The sequence below is a fragment of the Streptomyces sp. NPDC033165 genome, from assembly GCF_055577965.1.
Genome location: NZ_JBVIPK010000002.1, coordinates 691,571 through 709,513 on the forward strand (window position 1 = coordinate 691,571; position 17,943 = coordinate 709,513).

The window sequence follows — 17,943 nt, forward strand, 5'->3', positions numbered from 1 at the left end:
CGGCCCGTTTTTTCCTTTCCACGGAAGCCCCCTTCTGCGGCGGCCCCGTTGACCAAGCGTCAGCCGCGCCCGGCCCAGATGTTCGTACCCGCCGTGTCCACGGCGAAGGTGTCGATCTCCTTCAGCTCCTCGGCGGTCAGCGCCGGGCCCGCCAGTGCCGCGACGTTCTCCTCCAGCTGCTTCACGCTCGACGCGCCGATCAGCGCCGAGGTCATCCGGCTGTCGCGCAGCACCCATGCGATGGCGAGCTGGGCGAGCGACTGGCCCCGGCTCCGCGCGATGTCGTTGAGCCCGTTGAGGCGGCGGACCACCTCGTCGGAGAGCAGGCCCGGATCCAGGGACTTGCCCTGGGTGGCGCGCGAGCCCTCCGGGATGCCCTTCAGGTACTTGTTCGTGAGCAGGCCCTGCGCGAGGGGCACGAAGGAGATGCAGCCCATGCCCGCTGCCTCCAGGGTGTCGAGCAGGCCGTCGTCCTCGATCCAGCGGTTGATCATGGAGTAGGACGGCTGGTGGATCAGGGCCGGGACGCCCATCTCCCTCAGCAGCCCGGCCGCCTCGGCGGTCTGCTCCGCGTTGTACGAGGAGACGCCCACGTACAGCGCCTTGCCCTGCTGCACGGCGGACGCCAGGGCGCCCATCGTCTCCTCCAGCGGGGTCTGCGGGTCGAAGCGGTGCGAGTAGAAGACATCGACGTAGTCGACGCCCATCCGCTTGAGGGAGGCGTCGAGCGAGGACAGCAGGTACTTCCGGGAGCCCCATTCGCCGTAGGGGCCGGGGTGCATCAGATATCCGGCCTTGGTCGAAATGACCAGTTCATCCCGGTATCGGGCGAAGTCCTGGGCGAAGAGCTTGCCGAAGTTCAGCTCGGCCGAGCCGGGCGGCGGGCCGTAGTTGTTGGCCAGGTCGAAGTGGGTGACCCCCAGATCGAAGGCGCGGCGCAGGATCGCCCGCTGGGAGTCCAGGGTCCGGTCGTCGCCGAAGTTGTGCCACAGGCCCAGCGACAGGGCGGGCAGCTTGAGGCCACTGCGCCCGCTGCGGCGGTACTCCATGGAGTCGTAGCGCGAACCGTCGGCGCGGTAATACAGGTCGGGGGAGAGGTAATCAGTCACGTTTCTCTCCTTATCACGGACTTGTGACAGGCCGGGTTGGGCCCCCGTGACCCGATCGCAGTAATGTGGCGGCTTCGGGGAATGCCGATGTGCGGCGCGGCTCATGCCCGCGCACGTGCGGACCGTGCAGCGCTCCCCGCGGGGGTGGCCCCCGGACCCCCGGCGACGGGGAGGGCGGGCCCCGGGCCCGCACGGAACCGAGAGGGTGAACGCAGTGAACTTCCGCGACCTGGTGTACAGGCTCTACGCGCGCCGGGTGGAAGGCCGCCTGGACCACGACCAGGTGCCGAAGCACATCGGGGTCATCCTCGACGGCAACCGGCGGTGGGCCAAGGCCTCCGGCGGATCGGCCGTGCAGGGCCACCAGGCCGGTGCGGACAAGATCTCCGAGCTGCTCGGCTGGTGCACCGAGACCGATGTCGAGGTCGTCACCCTCTGGATGCTGTCCACGGACAACTTCGACCGGCCCGAGCACGAGCTGAAGCCGCTGCTGCGCATCATCGAGAACACCGTGCGCAATCTCGCCGCGGACGGGCGCTGGCGCGTCCACCACGTCGGCACGCTCGATCTGCTCCCGCCGGAGACGCAGACGGTGCTCAAGGAGGCCGAGGAGTCGACGTCCGGCATCGACGGGATAATCGTGAACGTCGCCGTCGGCTACGGCGGCCGCCAGGAGATCGCGGACGCGGTGCGCTCCCTGCTCCTGGAGCACTCGGCGAAGGGCACCACCTTCGAGGAGCTGGCCGAGGTCGTCTCCACCGACCTGATCTCCGAGCACCTCTACACCCGCGGCCAGCCCGATCCCGACCTGGTGATCCGGACGAGCGGCGAACAGCGGCTCTCCGGCTTCATGCTCTGGCAGAGCGCCCACTCGGAGTACTACTTCTGCGAGGTCTTCTGGCCCGCCTTCCGCAAGGTCGACTTCCTGCGGGCCCTGCGCGACTACGCCGCCCGCCACCGGCGCTACGGCGCCTGAACGGCCCACAGGGACGACTCCCCTATATAGAGGGGAGTCATCGCGCGTCCACCGGGACTTCTCCACACCGTGTCATATGCGGCGGCATGGCTTCCCGGGATGAAGGGAATACCTCTGACAGGGCGACATCCGGTCATCAACCAGGCGGATGTCGCATCCAAGTGAGCGGCACCCAGCCCGCTCGCCCGGGAGGCCCTTTGCACACGAAGGACCGTACACAGCGTGCGGCCGACGCGGAGGCCGTGGTTCGGCCCGCGCACGGGGGCCAGAACCCGGTCCGTCCTCTCCCTTCGGGAAGCTCCGCGACCGTCCGTCGCACTCCCCGACCTCGTCCGAGGGGGTACGTCCTTCCGTGGTGACCAGCACTAAGCGCCGCATGCCCGACCGGCGCACCTATGTTCTCGACACCAGCGTCCTGCTGGCCGACCCAGGCGCGATGGCCCGCTTCGACGAGCACGAAGTCGTGCTGCCGATCGTGGTGGTCACGGAGCTGGAGGCCAAACGGCACCATCCCGAACTCGGCTACTTCGCCCGGCAGGCCCTGCGTCTGCTGGACGACTTCCGGGTCCGGTACGGCCGGCTGGACGCCCCGATCCCGCTCGGGGATCTGGGCGGGACGCTCCGTGTCGAACTCAACCACTCCGATCCCGGTGTCCTGCCCGCCGGCTACCGGTTGGGGGACAACGACTCACGGATTCTCGCGGTCGCACGCAACCTCCAGGCCGAGGGGTTCGACGTCACGGTCGTCTCCAAGGATCTGCCGCTGCGCATCAAGGCGTCCTCCGTCGGCCTCCTCGCCGAGGAGTACCGCGCGGAGCTCGCCATCACCGACTCCGGCTGGACCGGAATGGGTGAACTGTCCCTTTCCGGTGAGCAGGTCGACCTGCTGTTCGGTGAGGAGAGGCTGTACGTCCCCGAGGCCGCCGACCTGCCCGTCCATACCGGCCTGGTCCTCCAGTCCGAGCGCGGCAAGGCGCTCGGCCGGGTGACGGCCGACGGCAACGTACGGCTCGTGCGGGGCGACCGGGATGCCTTCGGAATCCACGGCCGCAGCGCCGAGCAGCGGATCGCCCTCGACCTGCTGCTCGACGGCGACGTCGGCATCGTCTCGCTGGGCGGCCGGGCCGGCACCGGCAAGTCGGCGCTGGCGCTCTGCGCGGGCCTGGAGGCGGTCCTGGAGCGCCGGCAGCACAAGAAGGTGATGGTCTTCCGGCCGCTGTACGCGGTGGGCGGGCAGGAGCTCGGTTATCTCCCCGGCAGCGAGGCCGAGAAGATGAGCCCCTGGGCGCAGGCCGTCTTCGACACGCTCTCGGCGGTCGCCGGACGCGAGGTCATCGAGGAGGTGCTCGGGCGCGGGATGCTGGAGGTCCTGCCGCTCACCCATATCCGAGGCCGCTCGCTGCACGACGCGTTCGTGATCGTGGACGAGGCGCAGTCGCTCGAACGGAACGTCCTGCTGACCGTGTTGTCCCGGATCGGGACGAATTCGCGTGTCGTGCTCACCCACGACGTCGCCCAGCGGGACAACCTCCGGGTCGGCCGGTACGACGGAGTCGTCGCCGTCGTCGAGAAGCTGAAGGGGCATCCGCTGTTCGCCCACGTCACGCTCACGCGGTCCGAGCGTTCGCGGATCGCCGCGCTGGTGACCGAAATGCTGGAGGAAGGTCAGATCTGACCCGCATGCCCCATTGATGCCGCCCGGCAAGCCAAGCAGCTTAGCCGGGCGGCATTGTGCTGCGCCGTCATTTCCACAAAACCGGTGGCCCAAACGGGGTGTGACCTTTCCCACGCAGCACAGAATTGCCTCCCGGCGGCCCTGTCCGGCAGAGTCTTGCTTCCGTCAGGCCCCGCATACGGCACTTGGGCACCTCCAGAGGCGCCACGCACCACACAACTCAACACGTGACGTCCGTATGCCGCCCGCGAGCACCACGCGGCAGCCCTTTCGCTGGGGTTGCCCAACGGGCCCGTGCCTCCCGTGACCCACGCAGTAGGGAGGCCAGTGCCAGGGGCACGATTGCGCCCGCGAGGTCACCTAAGCGGGCGATGCTGGAAGGACACCATGTGAGCCGGATCTCGGTCCGGGGGTTCGCCGTGGCATCTGCCACCGCGGTCACCACCGTAGGCGCCGTCGTAGGCGTTGCTTCGGGCGGCGCTCCCGCCGCTGACGACAACAACTTCGAGGCGGCCGCAGCCGACACCACGCTGCTCGCAGACATCCCCGCGGGCCAGCAGGCCCAGGTGCAGACCGCTTCGCTGACGCAGCAGGCCGACGCCCAGGCATCCGCCGCCGACGCAGCTGCCAAGAAGTCGGCCGAGGAGTCGGCTCGCCTCCAGGCGGCCAAGGACGCCAAGTCCAAGAAGGCCGCGGCCGAGGAGAAGGCCGAGGCCGAGCGCCGGGCCGCGGAGAAGGCGAAGAAGGAGAAGGACGCCGCCGAGCGCGCCAGCCGGTCCTCCGTCCGCGACGCCTCCTCGTTCGCCGCGCAGGGTTCGTACAGCGTGGCCCAGGTGCAGGCGATGGCCCGTCAGATGGTGCCCGCCGACCAGTTCCAGTGCTTCAGCAACATCGTGAACCACGAGTCGACCTGGAACTACCGTGCGGTCAACCCGTCCTCCGGCGCGTACGGACTGATGCAGGCCCTCCCGGGCCACAAGATGTCCTCCGCCGGAGCCGACTGGCAGACCAACCCGGCCACCCAGATCAAGTGGGGCCTCAGCTACATGGACAACCGCTACGGCAGCCCGTGCGGCGCCTGGTCCTTCTGGCAGGCCAACAACTGGTACTAGGGGAGGAGCGCGCGGACTGGGTTCTCCGCGCACTCAACCTTGCGAGGCCCCTCACCGTCAGGACGGTGAGGGGCCTCGCGCGTTGTACGGTCGCATCCTGGCGGCCCCGAGAGCGCTGGGGAGCCACGATGGGGGAAGGACGAGAGCATGTCGAAACTGCCGGGCTGGCTGGGCCGCTTCGGGGCCGAGCTGACCGAGCTGGGCGCGCGCCTGGAACGACAGCGGGCGCAGGCCGCCGCTTCGGACGATCCGGAGGAGCCCGGTCCGCGCTCCGGGGCCGGGGCGGTGGCCGGGACTGTCGTGGTGGCGGGCGACCCGGCCGTCGACGTCGCGGACAGTGAGGCGGCTTCGGGGCAGGTGCCCGCGCCGCCCTCGTACGCCCCCTCCGTGGCGGCCAAGCCCGATCCGGTCGCGGTGATTCCGTGGGGGATGCGGGTCGCGGCCGAGGCGGGCTGGCGGCTGCTCGTCCTCGCGGGGACCCTCTGGGTGCTGATGCAGGTGATCAGCGCCGTGCAGCTGGTCGTCCTCGCCTTCGCGGCCGCGCTGCTCGTCACCGCGATGCTCCAGCCGACCGTGGTCCGGCTCAAGCGGTTCGGGCTGCCGCACGGACTGGCCACCGCCGTGACCGCCGTGCTGGGCTTCGTCATCATCGGGCTGGTCGGCTGGTTCGTGGTCTGGCAGGTGATGGACAACCTGGACACGCTCTCCGACCGGGTCCGCGACGGTATCGACGAACTGAAGCGCTGGCTGCTGGACAGCCCGTTCCATGTCACCGAGTCGCAGATCAACGACATCGCCAAGAACCTCAGCGACACCATCGGCACCAACACCGAGGAGATCACCTCCGCCGGGCTCCAGGGCGTCACGGTGATGGTGGAGTTCCTCACCGGGCTGCTGCTGGCGATGTTCTCGACGCTCTTCCTGCTCTACGACGGCAAGCGCATCTGGCAGTGGACGCTGAAGCTGGTGCCCGCCCAGGCCCGGCCCGGGGTCGCCGGAGCCGGTCCGCGCGCCTGGCGCACCCTCACCGCCTATGTGCGGGGCACGGTGCTCGTCGCCCTGATCGACGCCGTGTTCATCGGGCTCGGGCTCTACTTCCTCAATGTGCCGCTCGCGGTGCCGCTGGCCGTGTTCATCTTCCTGTTCGCCTTCATCCCGCTGCTCGGCGCCGTGGTCTCCGGGGCGCTGGCGGTGGTCGTCGCGCTGGTCACCGAGGGCGTGTTCACCGCGCTGATGGTGCTGGTGGTGGTCCTCGCGGTGCAGCAGATCGAGGGCCACATCCTCCAGCCGTTCATCCTCGGCCGCGCGGTCCGGGTGCACCCGCTCGCGGTGGTCCTCGCGGTGGCGACGGGCGGCCTGGTCGCGGGCATCGGCGGCGCGGTGGTGGCCGTACCGCTGGTCGCCGTGACCAACACGGTGGTCGGCTATCTGCGCTCGTACGCCCAGCCGGACTCCTTCGGCTCACCGGGCGAGACCGGCGGACGCCATGGTTCCACCGCCCTGTCGATGCGCCCGGCACACGCCACGCCGGGGGCCGCCGCCGGGAGCGCGGAGGTCGGGGGCGGTGAGAGCCGGAGTGGCGAGACCCGGAGCGGCGAGGTCCAGGAGGGCCCGGCAGGACGCGCCCCCGACGACCGGCCGCCGCAGGACTAGGGCCTGGAAGAAGACGAAGAAGAGCCCCGAGGACGGTCGGTCGTCCTCGGGGCTCTTCCCGTACGCAGGGGTGGTGCGGTGTGGCTACTCGGCGAGTACGGCCTCGGCGTCGAGGGTCACACCGACCGCCTGGATCACCGAAGCGATCTTGACGGCTTCCTGGATGGTCTCACGGTCCACGCCGGCCTTGCGCAGCACCTGCTCGTGCGAGTCCAGGCACTGGCCACAGCCGTTGATCGCGGAGACGGCGAGCGACCACAGCTCGAAGTCGACCTTCTCCACGCCCGGGTTGCCGATGACGTTCATCCGCAGACCCGCGCGGAGCGTCCCGTACTCCGGGTCCGACAGCAGGTGCCGGGTGCGGTAGAAGACGTTGTTCATCGCCATGATCGCGGCGGCCGACTTCGCCGCGGCGTAGGCCTCGGCGGAGAGGTTGGCCTTCGCCTCGGGCTCCAGCTCGCGCAGAACCTTCGGCGAACGCGAGGCGATCGCGCAGGCCAGCACGGTGCCCCACAGCTGCTGCTGCGGGAGCTCGCTGTTGCCGATGACCGAACCGAGGTTCAGCTTCAGGTCCTTGGCGAAGTCCGGTATGGCGGACTTGAGTTCGTTGAGAGCCATGTCGCTGTCAGCTCACTCGCCCGAGAGGAGCGCGACCGGGTCGAGGGTGTTCTCGCCCTTGGTCCAGTTGCACGGGCACAGCTCGTCGGTCTGGAGGGCGTCGAGGACCCGCAGGACCTCCTTGGGGTTACGGCCCACGGAACCGGCGGTCACCATCGTGAACTGGATCTCGTTGTTCTGGTCGACGATGAAGACGGCGCGCTGGGCGAAGCCGTCCTCGCCCTCGATGCCGAGGTCACGCATGAGCTCGTGCTTCGAGTCGGCCAGCATCGGGAAGGGCAGGTCGGTCAGGTCCGGGTGGTCCTTGCGCCAGGCGTGGTGCACGAACTCGGAGTCACCGGAGAAGCCGAGGATCTGGGCGTCCCGGTCGGCGAACTCCTCGTTCAGCTTGCCGAAAGCGGCGATCTCGGTGGGGCACACGAAGGTGAAGTCCTTCGGCCACGCGAAGACGATCTTCCACTTGCCCTCGTAGGTCTTGTGGTTGATCTGCTCGAACTCCTTGCCGCTCTCCAGCGAAACACAAGCAGTCAGGTCGAACTCGGGGAACTTGTCACCGACAGTGAGCACGCGCTCTCCTTGGAACGTCTGGAATTCCCGTTTTGAGGGGTCTTCCTGAGGGTTGGACGGGTTCCACCTTGGCACAGAGTGCATTGATCGCGGAAATAGCTACACTCGGTCGTGATGATCGGAGGTGCCTATCAGTGGGCCAGGGTAAACAGGGCATACGCCCCAAGCAGTCCGGTAAGCCGACCGCCAAGCAGCCCAGCCTGTCGCAGCTGCGCGCCTTCGCGGCCGTGGCGGAGCATCTGCACTTCCGGGACGCCGCGGCAGCAATCGGGATGAGTCAGCCCGCGCTCTCGGGGGCCGTGTCCACCCTGGAGGAGGCACTGGGTGTCCAGCTCATCGAGCGTACGACGCGCAAGGTGCTGCTCTCGCCCGCGGGGGAGCGGCTCGCGGTGCGGGCCGGGGCGGTGCTGGACGCCGTCGCCGCGCTGATGGAGGAGGCCGAGGCGGTCCGGGCGCCGTTCACCGGGGTCCTCCGGCTCGGTGTGATCCCGACCGTTGCCCCGTATCTCCTGCCGACCGTGCTCCGGCTGGTCCATGACCGCTACCCGGACCTCGACCTCCAGGTCCACGAGGAGCAGACCTCCTCGCTGCTGGAGGGGCTCGCGGCGGGGCGGCTCGACCTGCTCCTCCTGGCCGTGCCGCTCGGGGTGCCCGGCGTCACCGAGATCCCGCTGTTCGACGAGGACTTCGTCCTGGTCATGGAGCAGGACCACTGGCTCGGCGGCCGGGCCGACATCCCGCGCGACGCACTGCGCGAGCTGCCGCTGCTCCTCCTGGACGAGGGGCACTGCCTGCGCGACCAGGCCCTGGACATCTGCCGTGAGGCGGGCCGCACCCAGGGCGCACCGGTCACCACGACCGCCGCCGGGCTCTCCACCCTGGTCCAGCTGGTCGCGGGCGGGCTCGGCGTGACGCTGCTGCCGCGCACCGCGGTGACGGTGGAGACCGGCCGCAACGAGGCGCTGGCCACCGGGTACTTCGCGGACCCGGCGCCCACCCGGCGGGTGGCGCTGGCGATGCGGACCGGGTCGGCGCGGGGCGGTGAGTTCGAGGAGTTCGCGGCCGCGCTGCGGGAAGCGATGAAACCGCTGCCGGTGCGGGTGGTGGCGGCCTCCGGGGAGTGAACGGAGACCGGTGCGGCCGGGTTCCCCCAGCCGCACCGGCACCCCCTACTCCGTACGCAGGCCGTCCGGCCGCATCAGCCGCCACAGCGAGGGCAGTGACAACACCGTCACCAGCAGGATCAGCCCCGCACCGGCCCCCGCCAGCGGCAGGAACAGCCACCAGTCGGAGACGCTCTTCTCGATCATCCAGGTGAGCGTCGCGCCGAGACCGAGCCCGCCCGCGACCGCGACCACCAGGCCGAGGACCACGGGGACGGCGGTCTGCCACAGGACCGACCAGCCCAGCGTCGTACGCCGGGTGCCGAAGGCGACCAGCACCGACAGCAGCCGTTTGCGCTCGCGCAACTGCTCCAGCTGGGAGACCAGCATCGAGGCGGCGATCAGCAGCAGCACCACGCTCGCCCCGACCTGGAGGCCGGTCTGGATGCTGGCGTACTGCCGGTCGCGCTCCACCGAGTCGAGGGTGACGAAGCGCATGCCGGGATCGATCCGGGCGGCCGTGTTGCGTACGTACTCGGCGACGTCCGGCACGCTCCTGTCGACCCGGATCTGGGCGGCGATCTGCGCGCCGGGCAGCTTGCCCGCGTCGACCGCGCCGGTGGTGGCCATGATTCCCCAGTGGGGGTTGCCCATCGGGTCCTTGCGGCCCTGCACGGTCGGGGAGTCGGCGGGCAGCGTCCACCGCATCGGCTTGCCGGTCCCGGAGCCGATCTCGACCACCTCGCCCTTGCGGGCCGTCTGGTCGACCCAGTCGGCCATGTCCTTGTCGCCCTGCGGGTGCACGACGAACGTGTCGCCGTCCCGGCAGGAGGTGATCCGGGCCAGTTCGCGCAGGGTGTCGCAGGTGCCGATGGTCAGCGAGGTGGTGGGCGGGATGTCGTCGTCCGCGTAGTCACCGGGCTTGGACGCGTACGTCTCCACCGAGCCGATCACGACCTCCACGCCCTTGGTGGCGCGGAACTGCTCGATGGCCGAGGTCGCCCCATCGCCCGTGACGTCCTCGGAGTACGCGGCGAACTGGGCCCGCGTGGGATCCTGGCCGGTCACCCGGTTGAAGTCGGCGTTCATCGCCGCGAACATCATCTGGAGCGCGATCGCACCCGCCACCGCCACCGTGACCCCGCTGACCGCACGGGAAGCCGCCCCGCTGCTCAGCTGGAGCCTGCGGGTGGCGAGCTGCCAGGGCACCGGGCCGCCGCGCAGCCGGTTCACGCACGCCTCGACCAGCCAGGGCAGCAGCAGGGCGAGCCCGACCAGCACCAGCACCGCACCGGCCGCGACCGCGAACGGCTTCACGGGCGCGTACTCGTACGGGCTGATCCGGCCCGTCGATCCGAGCACCGCCAGACCCGCGAGCGGCATGAGCAGCCGCCACCAGAACCGACGGCCCCGGTCCTTTCCGCGGCGTACGACACCGAGCGGCTCGATCGCCACCGAGCGCATCGCGACCAGCGTGACCAGCACGGCGGTCAGCGGCACCGCGACCGTGATCAGCAGCGCCAGCAGCGGATCGGGCACCAGGTCGGCCGGGAACGCGCTGACGTCCCAGATCTCCACCGCGCCGACGAACTGCCGTCCCACGAGGAAGAAGGCCAGCCCGATCAGCAGCCCGAGCACCGCACCGAAGAGCGCCTCCCCGGCGGCGATGCGCCGGGTCGTCCGGATGTCCGCGCCGACCAGCCGCAGCGCGGCGAGCCTGCGGTCGCGCCGGTCGCCGCCGAACCGCACGGCGGTGGCGATGAAGATCGCGACGGGCACCAGCAGCACCACGCAGACCATGACGGTCAGCACGATCAGCAGCGGCGGGAGCGGGTCGGTCTCGCCGGGGCTCCCGTATCCGGAGATCCGTTCGCCGCCGGCGGCGGGCGTCAGGGTGTCGCTGCCCGCGTAGTAGAGGAGTTCGCCCGGCGAGCGCAGCCCGGCGTCGCCGATGGTGCCGGTGATCTCGTACGGCAGCCGCTCGCGCAGCAGTCCGCTGCCCGGGGCGGCGAGCAGCTCCTTGAGCGCGGGCGAGACGACCATCTCGTCCGCTCCGGGGAAGCGTCCGACCCCCGGCGGGAGGGCGGGCTTCGAGCCGTCCGGGCGCATCAGGTATCCCGCGACGGTCCGGTCGCGGTACTCGGTGGTCGTGTTGATCCGCACCACCGACGTGTCCGACTTCGCGACCCGCCCGTCCGGCGAACCGGAGAGCGGCGCCTCGCTGCGGGCCTGCTCGCGGGCGTTCCGTTCGTCCAGCAGATGCGGTACGGAGGAGGCGAGCAGCAGCAGCGCGACCCCGAGGCCGACGCCGACGGCGGTCAGCAGCGTACGGATCCAGCCCTCGCGGCCACCGGCGGCGGCGAACCGGATTCCGAGGCCGAGGTCCCGGAGGGTGGCCGCGCCGCGCGAGGGCTGCTCGGGGCGGTCCCGCTCGCCGGGCGGGGTGGTACGGGAAGCGAGCAGCGTCATCCGGCGTGCTCCAGATCGCGGGCCCGGCCGTCGCGCACGGTGACGTCACGGTCGGAGTAGGCGGCGACCCGGGCCTCATGGGTCACCAGGACGACGGCGACGTTGGCCGAACGGGCGGCCTCGGTGAGCAGCTCCATCACGCGCTCGCCGTTGAGGGAGTCCAGTGCGCCGGTCGGCTCGTCGGCGAAGATCACCTTCGGGGACGAGGCCAGCGCACGGGCCACGGCGACCCGCTGCCCCTGTCCGCCGGAGACCTCCCCGGGGCGCTTCGCGCCGAGGTCGTCGACCTCCAGGCGCTCCATCCACTCCAGGGCGGTGCGCTCGGCGGTCCTGCGCTTCACACCGTCGAGCCGCAGTGGCAGGGCCACGTTCTCCACGCAGGTCAGCTCGGGGACGAGCTGGCCGAACTGGAACACGAAGCCGAAGTCGCTGCGCCGCAGGGCGCTGCGCTCGGCGTCCGACATCGCGGACAGCTCGCGGCCCGCGTAGGTGATGGTGCCCGAGTCGGGCGTGATGATCCCGGCCAGGCAGTGCAGCAGGGTGGACTTGCCGGAGCCGGAGGGACCCATCACGGCGACGACCTCGCCGGGGTGCACGGAGAACGAGGCGCCGTCCAGGGCGGGCGTCGAACCGTAGGTCTTGCGCAGGTCGTGCGCGGAGAGCAGGGAGCCTTCGGGGATCATGCGGACACCACCTTGGCGAGCTGGCCGAGACGGGCGGCGGTCAGTTCCAGCCAGCGCAGATCGGCTTCCAGATGAAACAGGGCGTGGTCGCAGATCAGCTGGTCGGCGAGGTCGCCCTTGCGCTTGCGGTCGGTGAGGATGCGCATCATCCGCAGGTGCTCCGAGCGCTGGGCGTCCAGCACGTCGGCGGCGCTGCGATCGGTGAGGAGGGCGAGGACGACCTTGGTGTACAGGGTCGACTGGAGGTACGGCTCCGGCTTCTCGGGCTGCGCGAGCCAGCGCTCGACGTCGGTGATCCCGGCGTCGGTGATGGCGTACCGCTTGCGCTCGGGCCCTCCTTCGCTCTCGACCCCGTCGACCTCGACGAGTCCGTTCTTCAGGAGCCGGGACATCGTCGAGTAGACCTGGCCGTAGTGCAGCGGACGGTCCTGGCCGAACTTCTCGTCGAAGGTCCGCTTCAGGTCGTAGCCGTGCCGGGGGCCGGACTCCAGGAGTCCGAGGAGGGTGTGACCGATAGACATGAGGAGAACTGTACACGGGGTGTATACCTAGTGTGTATACGGGTCCGGAAAGCGCCCCTGGCCTGCGGTTGCGGGCCAGGGGCGCTGATCACGCGTCGGGGGCGGGCGGGGTGGCCTGCTCCTCCGGGGGGCGTTTCGGCGGACGCCCCCGGCGGGCGATCGGCCGGGCCGCCCCCGGCAGCCGCCCCGCCTCCGCCAGCGCCCGCCGCAGCAGGAACTCGATCTGCGCGTTGGCGCTGCGCAGCTCGTCGGAGGCCCAGCGGGCCAGTGCGTCGTGCACCGCGGGGTCCAGTCGCAGCAGCATCTGCTTGCGCTGCTGCGGCCGGGGCGCCGGGGGCCGCCGGGGCGGTTCCTCGTCGGTCACTGGTAGAGGCTGCCCGTGTTGAGGACCGGCTGCGCCGCGCGGTCGCCGCACAGCACCACCATCAGATTGCCGACCATGGCGGCCTTCCGCTCGGAGTCCAGTTCCACGATGTCCTGCTCGGCGATCCGGGTCAGGGCCATCTCGACCATGCCCACCGCGCCCTCGACGATCTGCTGACGGGCCGCGACGACCGCACCGGCCTGCTGGCGCTGGAGCATCGCGGAGGCGATCTCGGGGGCGTACGCGAGGTGGCTGAAGCGCGACTCGATGATCCGGACGCCCGCGGACTTCACCCGGGCGGTCAGCTCGACGGCCAGCTTCTCGGTGATCTCCTCGGCGTTGCCGCGCAGCGAGAGCCCGTCCTCCTCGTGGGCGTCGTAGGGGTACTCGATGGCGATGTGCCGGACGGCCGCCTCGGTCTGGGTGGCGACGAACTCCAGGAAGTCGTCGACCTCGAAGAGCGCCTGGGCGGTGTCCTCGACCTTCCAGACGACGATCGCGGCCAGCTCGATCGGGTTGCCGTAGGCGTCGTTGACCTTGAGGACGGCGGTCTCGTGGTTGCGGACCCGGGTGGAGATCTTCTGGCTGGAGGTCAGCGGGTTGATCCAGCGCAGTCCGTCGGTGCGGATCGTCCCGACGTACCGGCCGAAGAGCTGGATCACCCGGGCCTCGCCCGGAGCGACCATCTTCACACCGCTCATGCAGAAGAACGAGGTGATGGTGAGGAGCGCCCCGAGGATGAAGAGCGGGACGCCGAGGGCGTTGTTGCCGTTCGCCCCCGTCACCCCGCCGACGATGGCGAGGCCGATGCCCGCGAACACCCCGAGCACCGTCAGCAGCAGCCCCAGCCCGCCCGGGATCGCATGCGCGGCGACCTCCCTGACCTGCGGCTCGGGCATGTCGGGGGCGTCGATGGCCGGGTCGGGCGCCGGGGCCGCGGGGCGGTGGTCGTCGTGCTGGACAGTCATGGGGTCCCCCGTTCTGTGCGGCCACTCGCCGCGCTATCAATGTGATTTCACATTATCGGATTTCGCAACCTTGTCCACCTCTGGGGAGTCGGTTCCTAGGAGACGGGTGCTGATTGTCACGTCCGTAAAAGACCGGATCGCTCGCCATTTGTCCCGTCCGACAGTGTTAGCTGGCAGGTCGGAACGGGCTGAGGAGACCGAGCGAGCGGGTCGAGCAGAGAAGCGGGAGCAACACAGCAATGGGTCGAGCGGATGCGCGACGAGCTCAGGCGCGAGGGTCGCGCCGGGCTGCGAAGAGCGGCGGCATACGCAGACTCTTCACGTGGAAGAAGCTGCTGGGTACGTTCTTCGGGATCATCCTGCTGGGGATGGGCGCCTTCGGCGCTCTCTACCTGTACGTCGACGTCCCCGCCGCGAACGCCATGGCGGAGCGGCAGAGCAACGTCTACAAGTACAGCGACGGCACGGTCCTCGCCCGGACCGGCAAGGGCGTCAACCGCCAGATCGTCGACCTGAACGAGGTGCCCAAGAAGGTCCAGCACACCTTCGTCGCCGCCGAGAACAAGACCTTCTACAAGGACCAGGGCGTCGACCTCAAGGGAACGACCCGCGGCATCTTCAACACCCTCAGCGGCAAGGGCAAGCAGGGTGGCTCGACCATCACCCAGCAGTACGTGAAGAACTTCTACCTGACGCAGGACCCCACCGTGAGCCGCAAGCTCAGGGAACTGGTCATCTCGCTCAAGGTCGACCAGCAGAAGTCCAAGGACGAGATCCTCGCCGGGTACATCAACACCGCCTACTACGGACGCGGCGCGAGCGGCATCCAGGCGGCCGCCCAGGCGTACTACGGCATCGACGCCAAGGACCTGGACGTCTCCCAGGGCGCGTACCTCGCCTCCCTCCTCCAGGCCCCCAGCCAGTACGACTGGCACGCCGCCACCGACACGGGGAAGAAGCTGGTCAAGGAGCGCTGGGCCTACACCCTGCGCAACATGGTCGAGATGGGCTGGCTGACCGAGTCCGAGAAGGCCGGCCTGGAGTTCCCCGTGCCGGACAAGCCCAAGCCCGCCCAGGGCATGGAGGGCCAGACCGGCTACCTCGTCGAGGCGGCCAACAAGGAGCTGGAGAAGCAGGGCGTCTCCGCCGCGGACCGCGAGGCCGGTGGCTGGACGTTCACGCTCACCGTCGACAAGAAGCGCCAGAAGGCGCTGGAGAAGTCGGTGGAAGACCAGCTGGAGTCCAAGCTCGACCGCGAGGGCAACAAGATCGACGCCACCGTCCAGGCCGGCGCCACCTCGGTCGACCCGAAGACCGGCAAGGTCGTCGCCCTGTACGGCGGCGAGGACTACATCAAGCACTACATCAGCAACGCCACCCGCCAGGACTACCAGCCCGCCTCCACCTTCAAGCCGCTGGTGCTCGCCTCCGCCCTGGAGAACGAGTCGAAGACCCAGGACGGCAGCCTGATCGGGCTCAACACGGTGTACGACGGCACCAGCAGGCGGCCCGTCGTCGGCAGCGACACCCCGTTCAGCCCGCAGAACGAGGACGACCGCAGCTACGGCCCGATCTCCGTGCAGAAGGCGATGAACAGCTCGGTCAACTCGGTCTTCGCGCAGATGATCGTCGACGTGACGCCCGCCGCCGTGAAGGAGACCGCGCTCGCCGTCGGCGTACCGGACAAGAACTTCCCCGAGCGCCCCGCCGTCTCGCTCGGCACCATGAACGCCTCGACCTGGGACATGGCCGGCGTGTACGCCACGCTCGACAACCACGGGCGCAAGGTCACCCCGCACATCCTCCAGTCCGCCGAGCACCGCGACCGCACGGTGAACGCCGAGAAGCCCAAGCGGGTGCAGGCCATCAGCCGCGCCTCCGCCGACACCGTGACCAAGGCGCTCACCGGGGTCGTCGACGCCGGGTCAGGCGGCGCGGCCAACACCGGCGCCTACGACGCGGCGGGCAAGACCGGCACCTCCGAGGACAACAAGTCGGCCTGGTTCGCCGGGTACACCCCGGAGCTGGCCACGGTCGTGGCTCTCTTCGGCGAGGGCGACGGCGGCCGCAAGCAGGTCTCCCTGACCGGTACGGCCAACTCCGGCCGCGCCAGCGGCAGCGGCTTCCCGGCCAAGATCTGGGCCGACTACACCCTCGGCGCCCTCGGCGGCGGCTCCGGCAAGACGTTCGACCTGGAGGACGTGCAGCGCGGCGAGGTGCCCGCACCGCCGACGCCTTCCGAGACGCCCTCCGAGGAGCCCACCGAGTCCGAGGAGCCCACCCCGTCCGAGACGCCCTCCGAGGAGCCGAGCGAGACGCCGAGTGAGACCCCGTCCTCCCCGGCACCGCCCACGACCAGCCCGCCCGTCACGCTGCCGACCAAGACCCCCGAGCTGCCGCCGGAGCCCGGGGACGACGACGGCCAGCCGGGTGAGCGGCCCGGCGGCGGCGGAGCGCCCGCGCAGTAAGGCCCTGACCGCATGAGTGAGGGGCGGACCGCACCGGTCCGCCCCTCACTCATGTGCGTACCGGCCAGGTCAGCCGCCGTTGACCTTCTTCGCGACCCGGTCGCCCAGGTCCTTGTCCACATTGCGCCAGTACTGGAGGGCCCGTTCCAGCACCGGAGCGCTCACGCCGTCCAGCAGATGGCCGGAGATGTTGGACACCAGCCGGTCCCGCGCCGCGTCGTCCAGGACCTCGCGCACCATCGTGCCCGCCTGGCCCCAGTCGTCGTCCTCGCTGTGCGGCTTGTACGCCTCGTGGACCATCTCGCCCGCCGTGGCCCAGCCGGCCGGGTCACCGAACCGGGCGGTGTCGGCCGCCGGACCGCCGTAGGAGTTCGGGGCGTAGACCGCCCCCGTCCGCGAGGGCTCGTAGCGCATGGGGCCGTCCTTGGCGTACGAGTTCACCCCGTGCCGCGGCCGGTTCGGCGGGAGCTGCGCGTAGTTCGGACCGATCCGGTAGCGGTGGGTGTCCGGGTAGGAGAACAACCGGCCGAGGAGCATCTTGTCCGGCGACGGGCCGATGCCCGGCACCAGGTTCGACGGCTCGAACGACGCCTGCTCGATGTGGACGAAGAAGTCCTCCGGGTTCTGGTCCAGCGTCATCCGGCCGACCTCGATCTCCGGGTAGTCGCCGTGCGGCCACACCTTCGTCAGGTCGAACGGGTTGAAACGGTAGTCCGGCGCGTCCTCGAACGGCATGACCTGGACGTACAGCGTCCAGCTCGGATGGTCACCGCGCTCGATCGAATCGAACAGGTCCCGGCGGTGGACGTCGCCGTCGGTCCCGGCCATGGAGTCGGCGTCGGACTGCGTGTAGAAGTCGATGCCCTGGTCCGTCTTGAAGCGGTACTTCACCCAGAACCGCTCGCCGCCCGCGTTCACCCACATATAGGTGTGCGAGCTGTAGCCGTTCATGTGGCGGTACGTCTTCGGGATGCCCCGGTCGCCCATCAGCCACGTCACCATGTGCGCGGACTCGGGGGAGAGGGTCCAGAAGTCCCACTGCATGTCGTGGTCGCGCAGAGCGCTGTCCGGGCGGCGCTTCTGCGAGCGGATGAAGTCCTGGAACTTCATCGGGTCCCGTACGAAGAAGACCGGCGTGTTGTTGCCGACCATGTCGTAGTTGCCCTGCTCGGTGTAGAACTTCAGCGCGAAACCGCGGGGGTCGCGCCAGGTGTCGGGCGAGCCCTGCTCACCGGCGACCGTGGAGAAGCGGGCCAGCATGTCCGTGCGCCTGCCGGGCTGGAACAGGTCCGCCTTGGTGAACTGGCTGACGTCGTTGGTCACGACGAAGGTCCCGTACGCCCCCGATCCCTTGGCGTGCACCACCCGTTCGGGGACCCGTTCCCGGTTGAACTGGGCCATCTTCTCGATCAGATAGTGGTCCTGGAGCAGGATCGGTCCGTCGGCGCCGACCGTGAGCGAGTGTTCGTCGCTCTCCACCGGGATTCCGGCGTTGTTCGTGGTGTACGGAAGCTGCGGGGATTTCTCGGTCACGAGCGTCCTCCCGTCGAGTCGTGGGGGATCGTGGGGCATTCAGGTCGCTTCGCTACGAATGCAGTCAACTCCGACGGTTCGGGGTCGGCAACATTTCGCCACGGTCCGTCACCGAGGACCTGGA

At 69.9% G+C, this 17,943-nt stretch carries 15 protein-coding genes; 6 read left to right on the plus strand and 9 right to left on the minus strand.

All coding sequences use genetic code 11. The features are described 5' to 3' along the window. Window positions 1-59: 59 nt before the first annotated feature. Entirely contained in the window at window positions 60-1,109 is a 1,050-nt protein-coding gene (gene mgrA, locus ACZ5WC_RS07535; RefSeq protein ID WP_468539909.1) for an L-glyceraldehyde 3-phosphate reductase, read from the minus strand. 214 nt (window positions 1,110-1,323) lie between these two features. On the opposite strand from mgrA, the gene ACZ5WC_RS07540 reads away from it, so the two are divergent. The 4 genes from ACZ5WC_RS07540 (at window position 1,324) to ACZ5WC_RS07555 (ending at window position 6,525) form a co-directional block, all read left to right on the plus strand. Continuing rightward, on the plus strand, window positions 1,324-2,085 hold the full coding sequence (locus tag ACZ5WC_RS07540) for an isoprenyl transferase (protein WP_096629622.1): 762 nt from the start codon (window positions 1,324-1,326) through the stop codon (window positions 2,083-2,085). Window positions 2,086-2,437: 352 nt separating this feature from the next. Next, window positions 2,438-3,760 carry a PhoH family protein gene (locus tag ACZ5WC_RS07545; RefSeq protein WP_096629592.1) on the plus strand — a complete coding sequence of 441 codons (1,323 nt, stop codon included), beginning with the start codon at window positions 2,438-2,440 and terminating at the stop codon, window positions 3,758-3,760. Between the two features lie 389 nt (window positions 3,761-4,149). Next, complete coding sequence (locus tag ACZ5WC_RS07550) at window positions 4,150-4,872, plus strand: aggregation-promoting factor C-terminal-like domain-containing protein (RefSeq protein ID WP_468539910.1); 723 nt, start codon at window positions 4,150-4,152, stop codon at window positions 4,870-4,872. A gap of 147 nt (window positions 4,873-5,019) precedes the next feature. After that, complete coding sequence (locus ACZ5WC_RS07555) at window positions 5,020-6,525, plus strand: AI-2E family transporter (RefSeq protein WP_468539911.1); 1,506 nt, start codon at window positions 5,020-5,022, stop codon at window positions 6,523-6,525. Between the two features lie 84 nt (window positions 6,526-6,609). Here the strand turns inward: ACZ5WC_RS07555 and ACZ5WC_RS07560 are convergent, their stop codons facing one another. Continuing rightward, window positions 6,610-7,143: an alkyl hydroperoxide reductase gene (locus ACZ5WC_RS07560; protein ID WP_096629596.1), complete on the minus strand. Its 534-nt coding sequence runs from the start codon at window positions 7,141-7,143 to the stop codon at window positions 6,610-6,612. A gap of 12 nt (window positions 7,144-7,155) precedes the next feature. After that, on the minus strand, window positions 7,156-7,710 hold the full coding sequence (locus tag ACZ5WC_RS07565; RefSeq protein ID WP_003966619.1) for a peroxiredoxin: 555 nt from the start codon (window positions 7,708-7,710) through the stop codon (window positions 7,156-7,158). Between the two features lie 134 nt (window positions 7,711-7,844). Between ACZ5WC_RS07565 and ACZ5WC_RS07570 the strand changes: the two genes are divergently transcribed. After that, complete coding sequence (locus tag ACZ5WC_RS07570) at window positions 7,845-8,834, plus strand: LysR substrate-binding domain-containing protein (protein WP_468539912.1); 990 nt, start codon at window positions 7,845-7,847, stop codon at window positions 8,832-8,834. Between the two features lie 45 nt (window positions 8,835-8,879). Here the strand turns inward: ACZ5WC_RS07570 and ACZ5WC_RS07575 are convergent, their stop codons facing one another. The 5 genes from ACZ5WC_RS07575 to ACZ5WC_RS07595 all read right to left on the minus strand — a co-directional run bounded on the left by ACZ5WC_RS07575 (window position 8,880) and on the right by ACZ5WC_RS07595 (window position 13,818). Beyond that, the gene (locus tag ACZ5WC_RS07575; protein WP_468539913.1) at window positions 8,880-11,282 is read right to left on the minus strand and encodes an FtsX-like permease family protein; all 2,403 of its coding nucleotides are present in this window, start codon (window positions 11,280-11,282) and stop codon (window positions 8,880-8,882) included. Next, the gene (locus ACZ5WC_RS07580) at window positions 11,279-11,965 is read right to left on the minus strand and encodes an ABC transporter ATP-binding protein (RefSeq protein WP_096629601.1); all 687 of its coding nucleotides are present in this window, start codon (window positions 11,963-11,965) and stop codon (window positions 11,279-11,281) included. Before ACZ5WC_RS07580 ends, ACZ5WC_RS07575 begins: the two co-directional genes overlap by 4 nt. Then, window positions 11,962-12,486, minus strand: a complete 525-nt coding sequence (locus tag ACZ5WC_RS07585; RefSeq protein WP_096629602.1) for a PadR family transcriptional regulator — start codon at window positions 12,484-12,486, stop codon at window positions 11,962-11,964. The genes ACZ5WC_RS07580 and ACZ5WC_RS07585 overlap by 4 nt, the downstream gene beginning before the upstream one ends. A gap of 88 nt (window positions 12,487-12,574) precedes the next feature. Beyond that, window positions 12,575-12,850: a type II toxin-antitoxin system antitoxin gene (locus ACZ5WC_RS07590; RefSeq protein ID WP_468539914.1), complete on the minus strand. Its 276-nt coding sequence runs from the start codon at window positions 12,848-12,850 to the stop codon at window positions 12,575-12,577. Next, entirely contained in the window at window positions 12,847-13,818 is a 972-nt protein-coding gene (locus ACZ5WC_RS07595; protein ID WP_468539915.1) for an SPFH domain-containing protein, read from the minus strand. The genes ACZ5WC_RS07590 and ACZ5WC_RS07595 overlap by 4 nt, the downstream gene beginning before the upstream one ends. 239 nt (window positions 13,819-14,057) lie before the next feature. Between ACZ5WC_RS07595 and ACZ5WC_RS07600 the strand changes: the two genes are divergently transcribed. Further along, entirely contained in the window at window positions 14,058-16,286 is a 2,229-nt protein-coding gene (locus ACZ5WC_RS07600) for a transglycosylase domain-containing protein (RefSeq protein ID WP_468539916.1), read from the plus strand. 69 nt (window positions 16,287-16,355) lie between these two features. Here ACZ5WC_RS07600 and ACZ5WC_RS07605 read toward each other — a convergent pair whose 3' ends face one another. After that, window positions 16,356-17,819 carry a catalase gene (locus ACZ5WC_RS07605; protein WP_468539917.1) on the minus strand — a complete coding sequence of 488 codons (1,464 nt, stop codon included), beginning with the start codon at window positions 17,817-17,819 and terminating at the stop codon, window positions 16,356-16,358. Window positions 17,820-17,943: the final 124 nt, after the last annotated feature.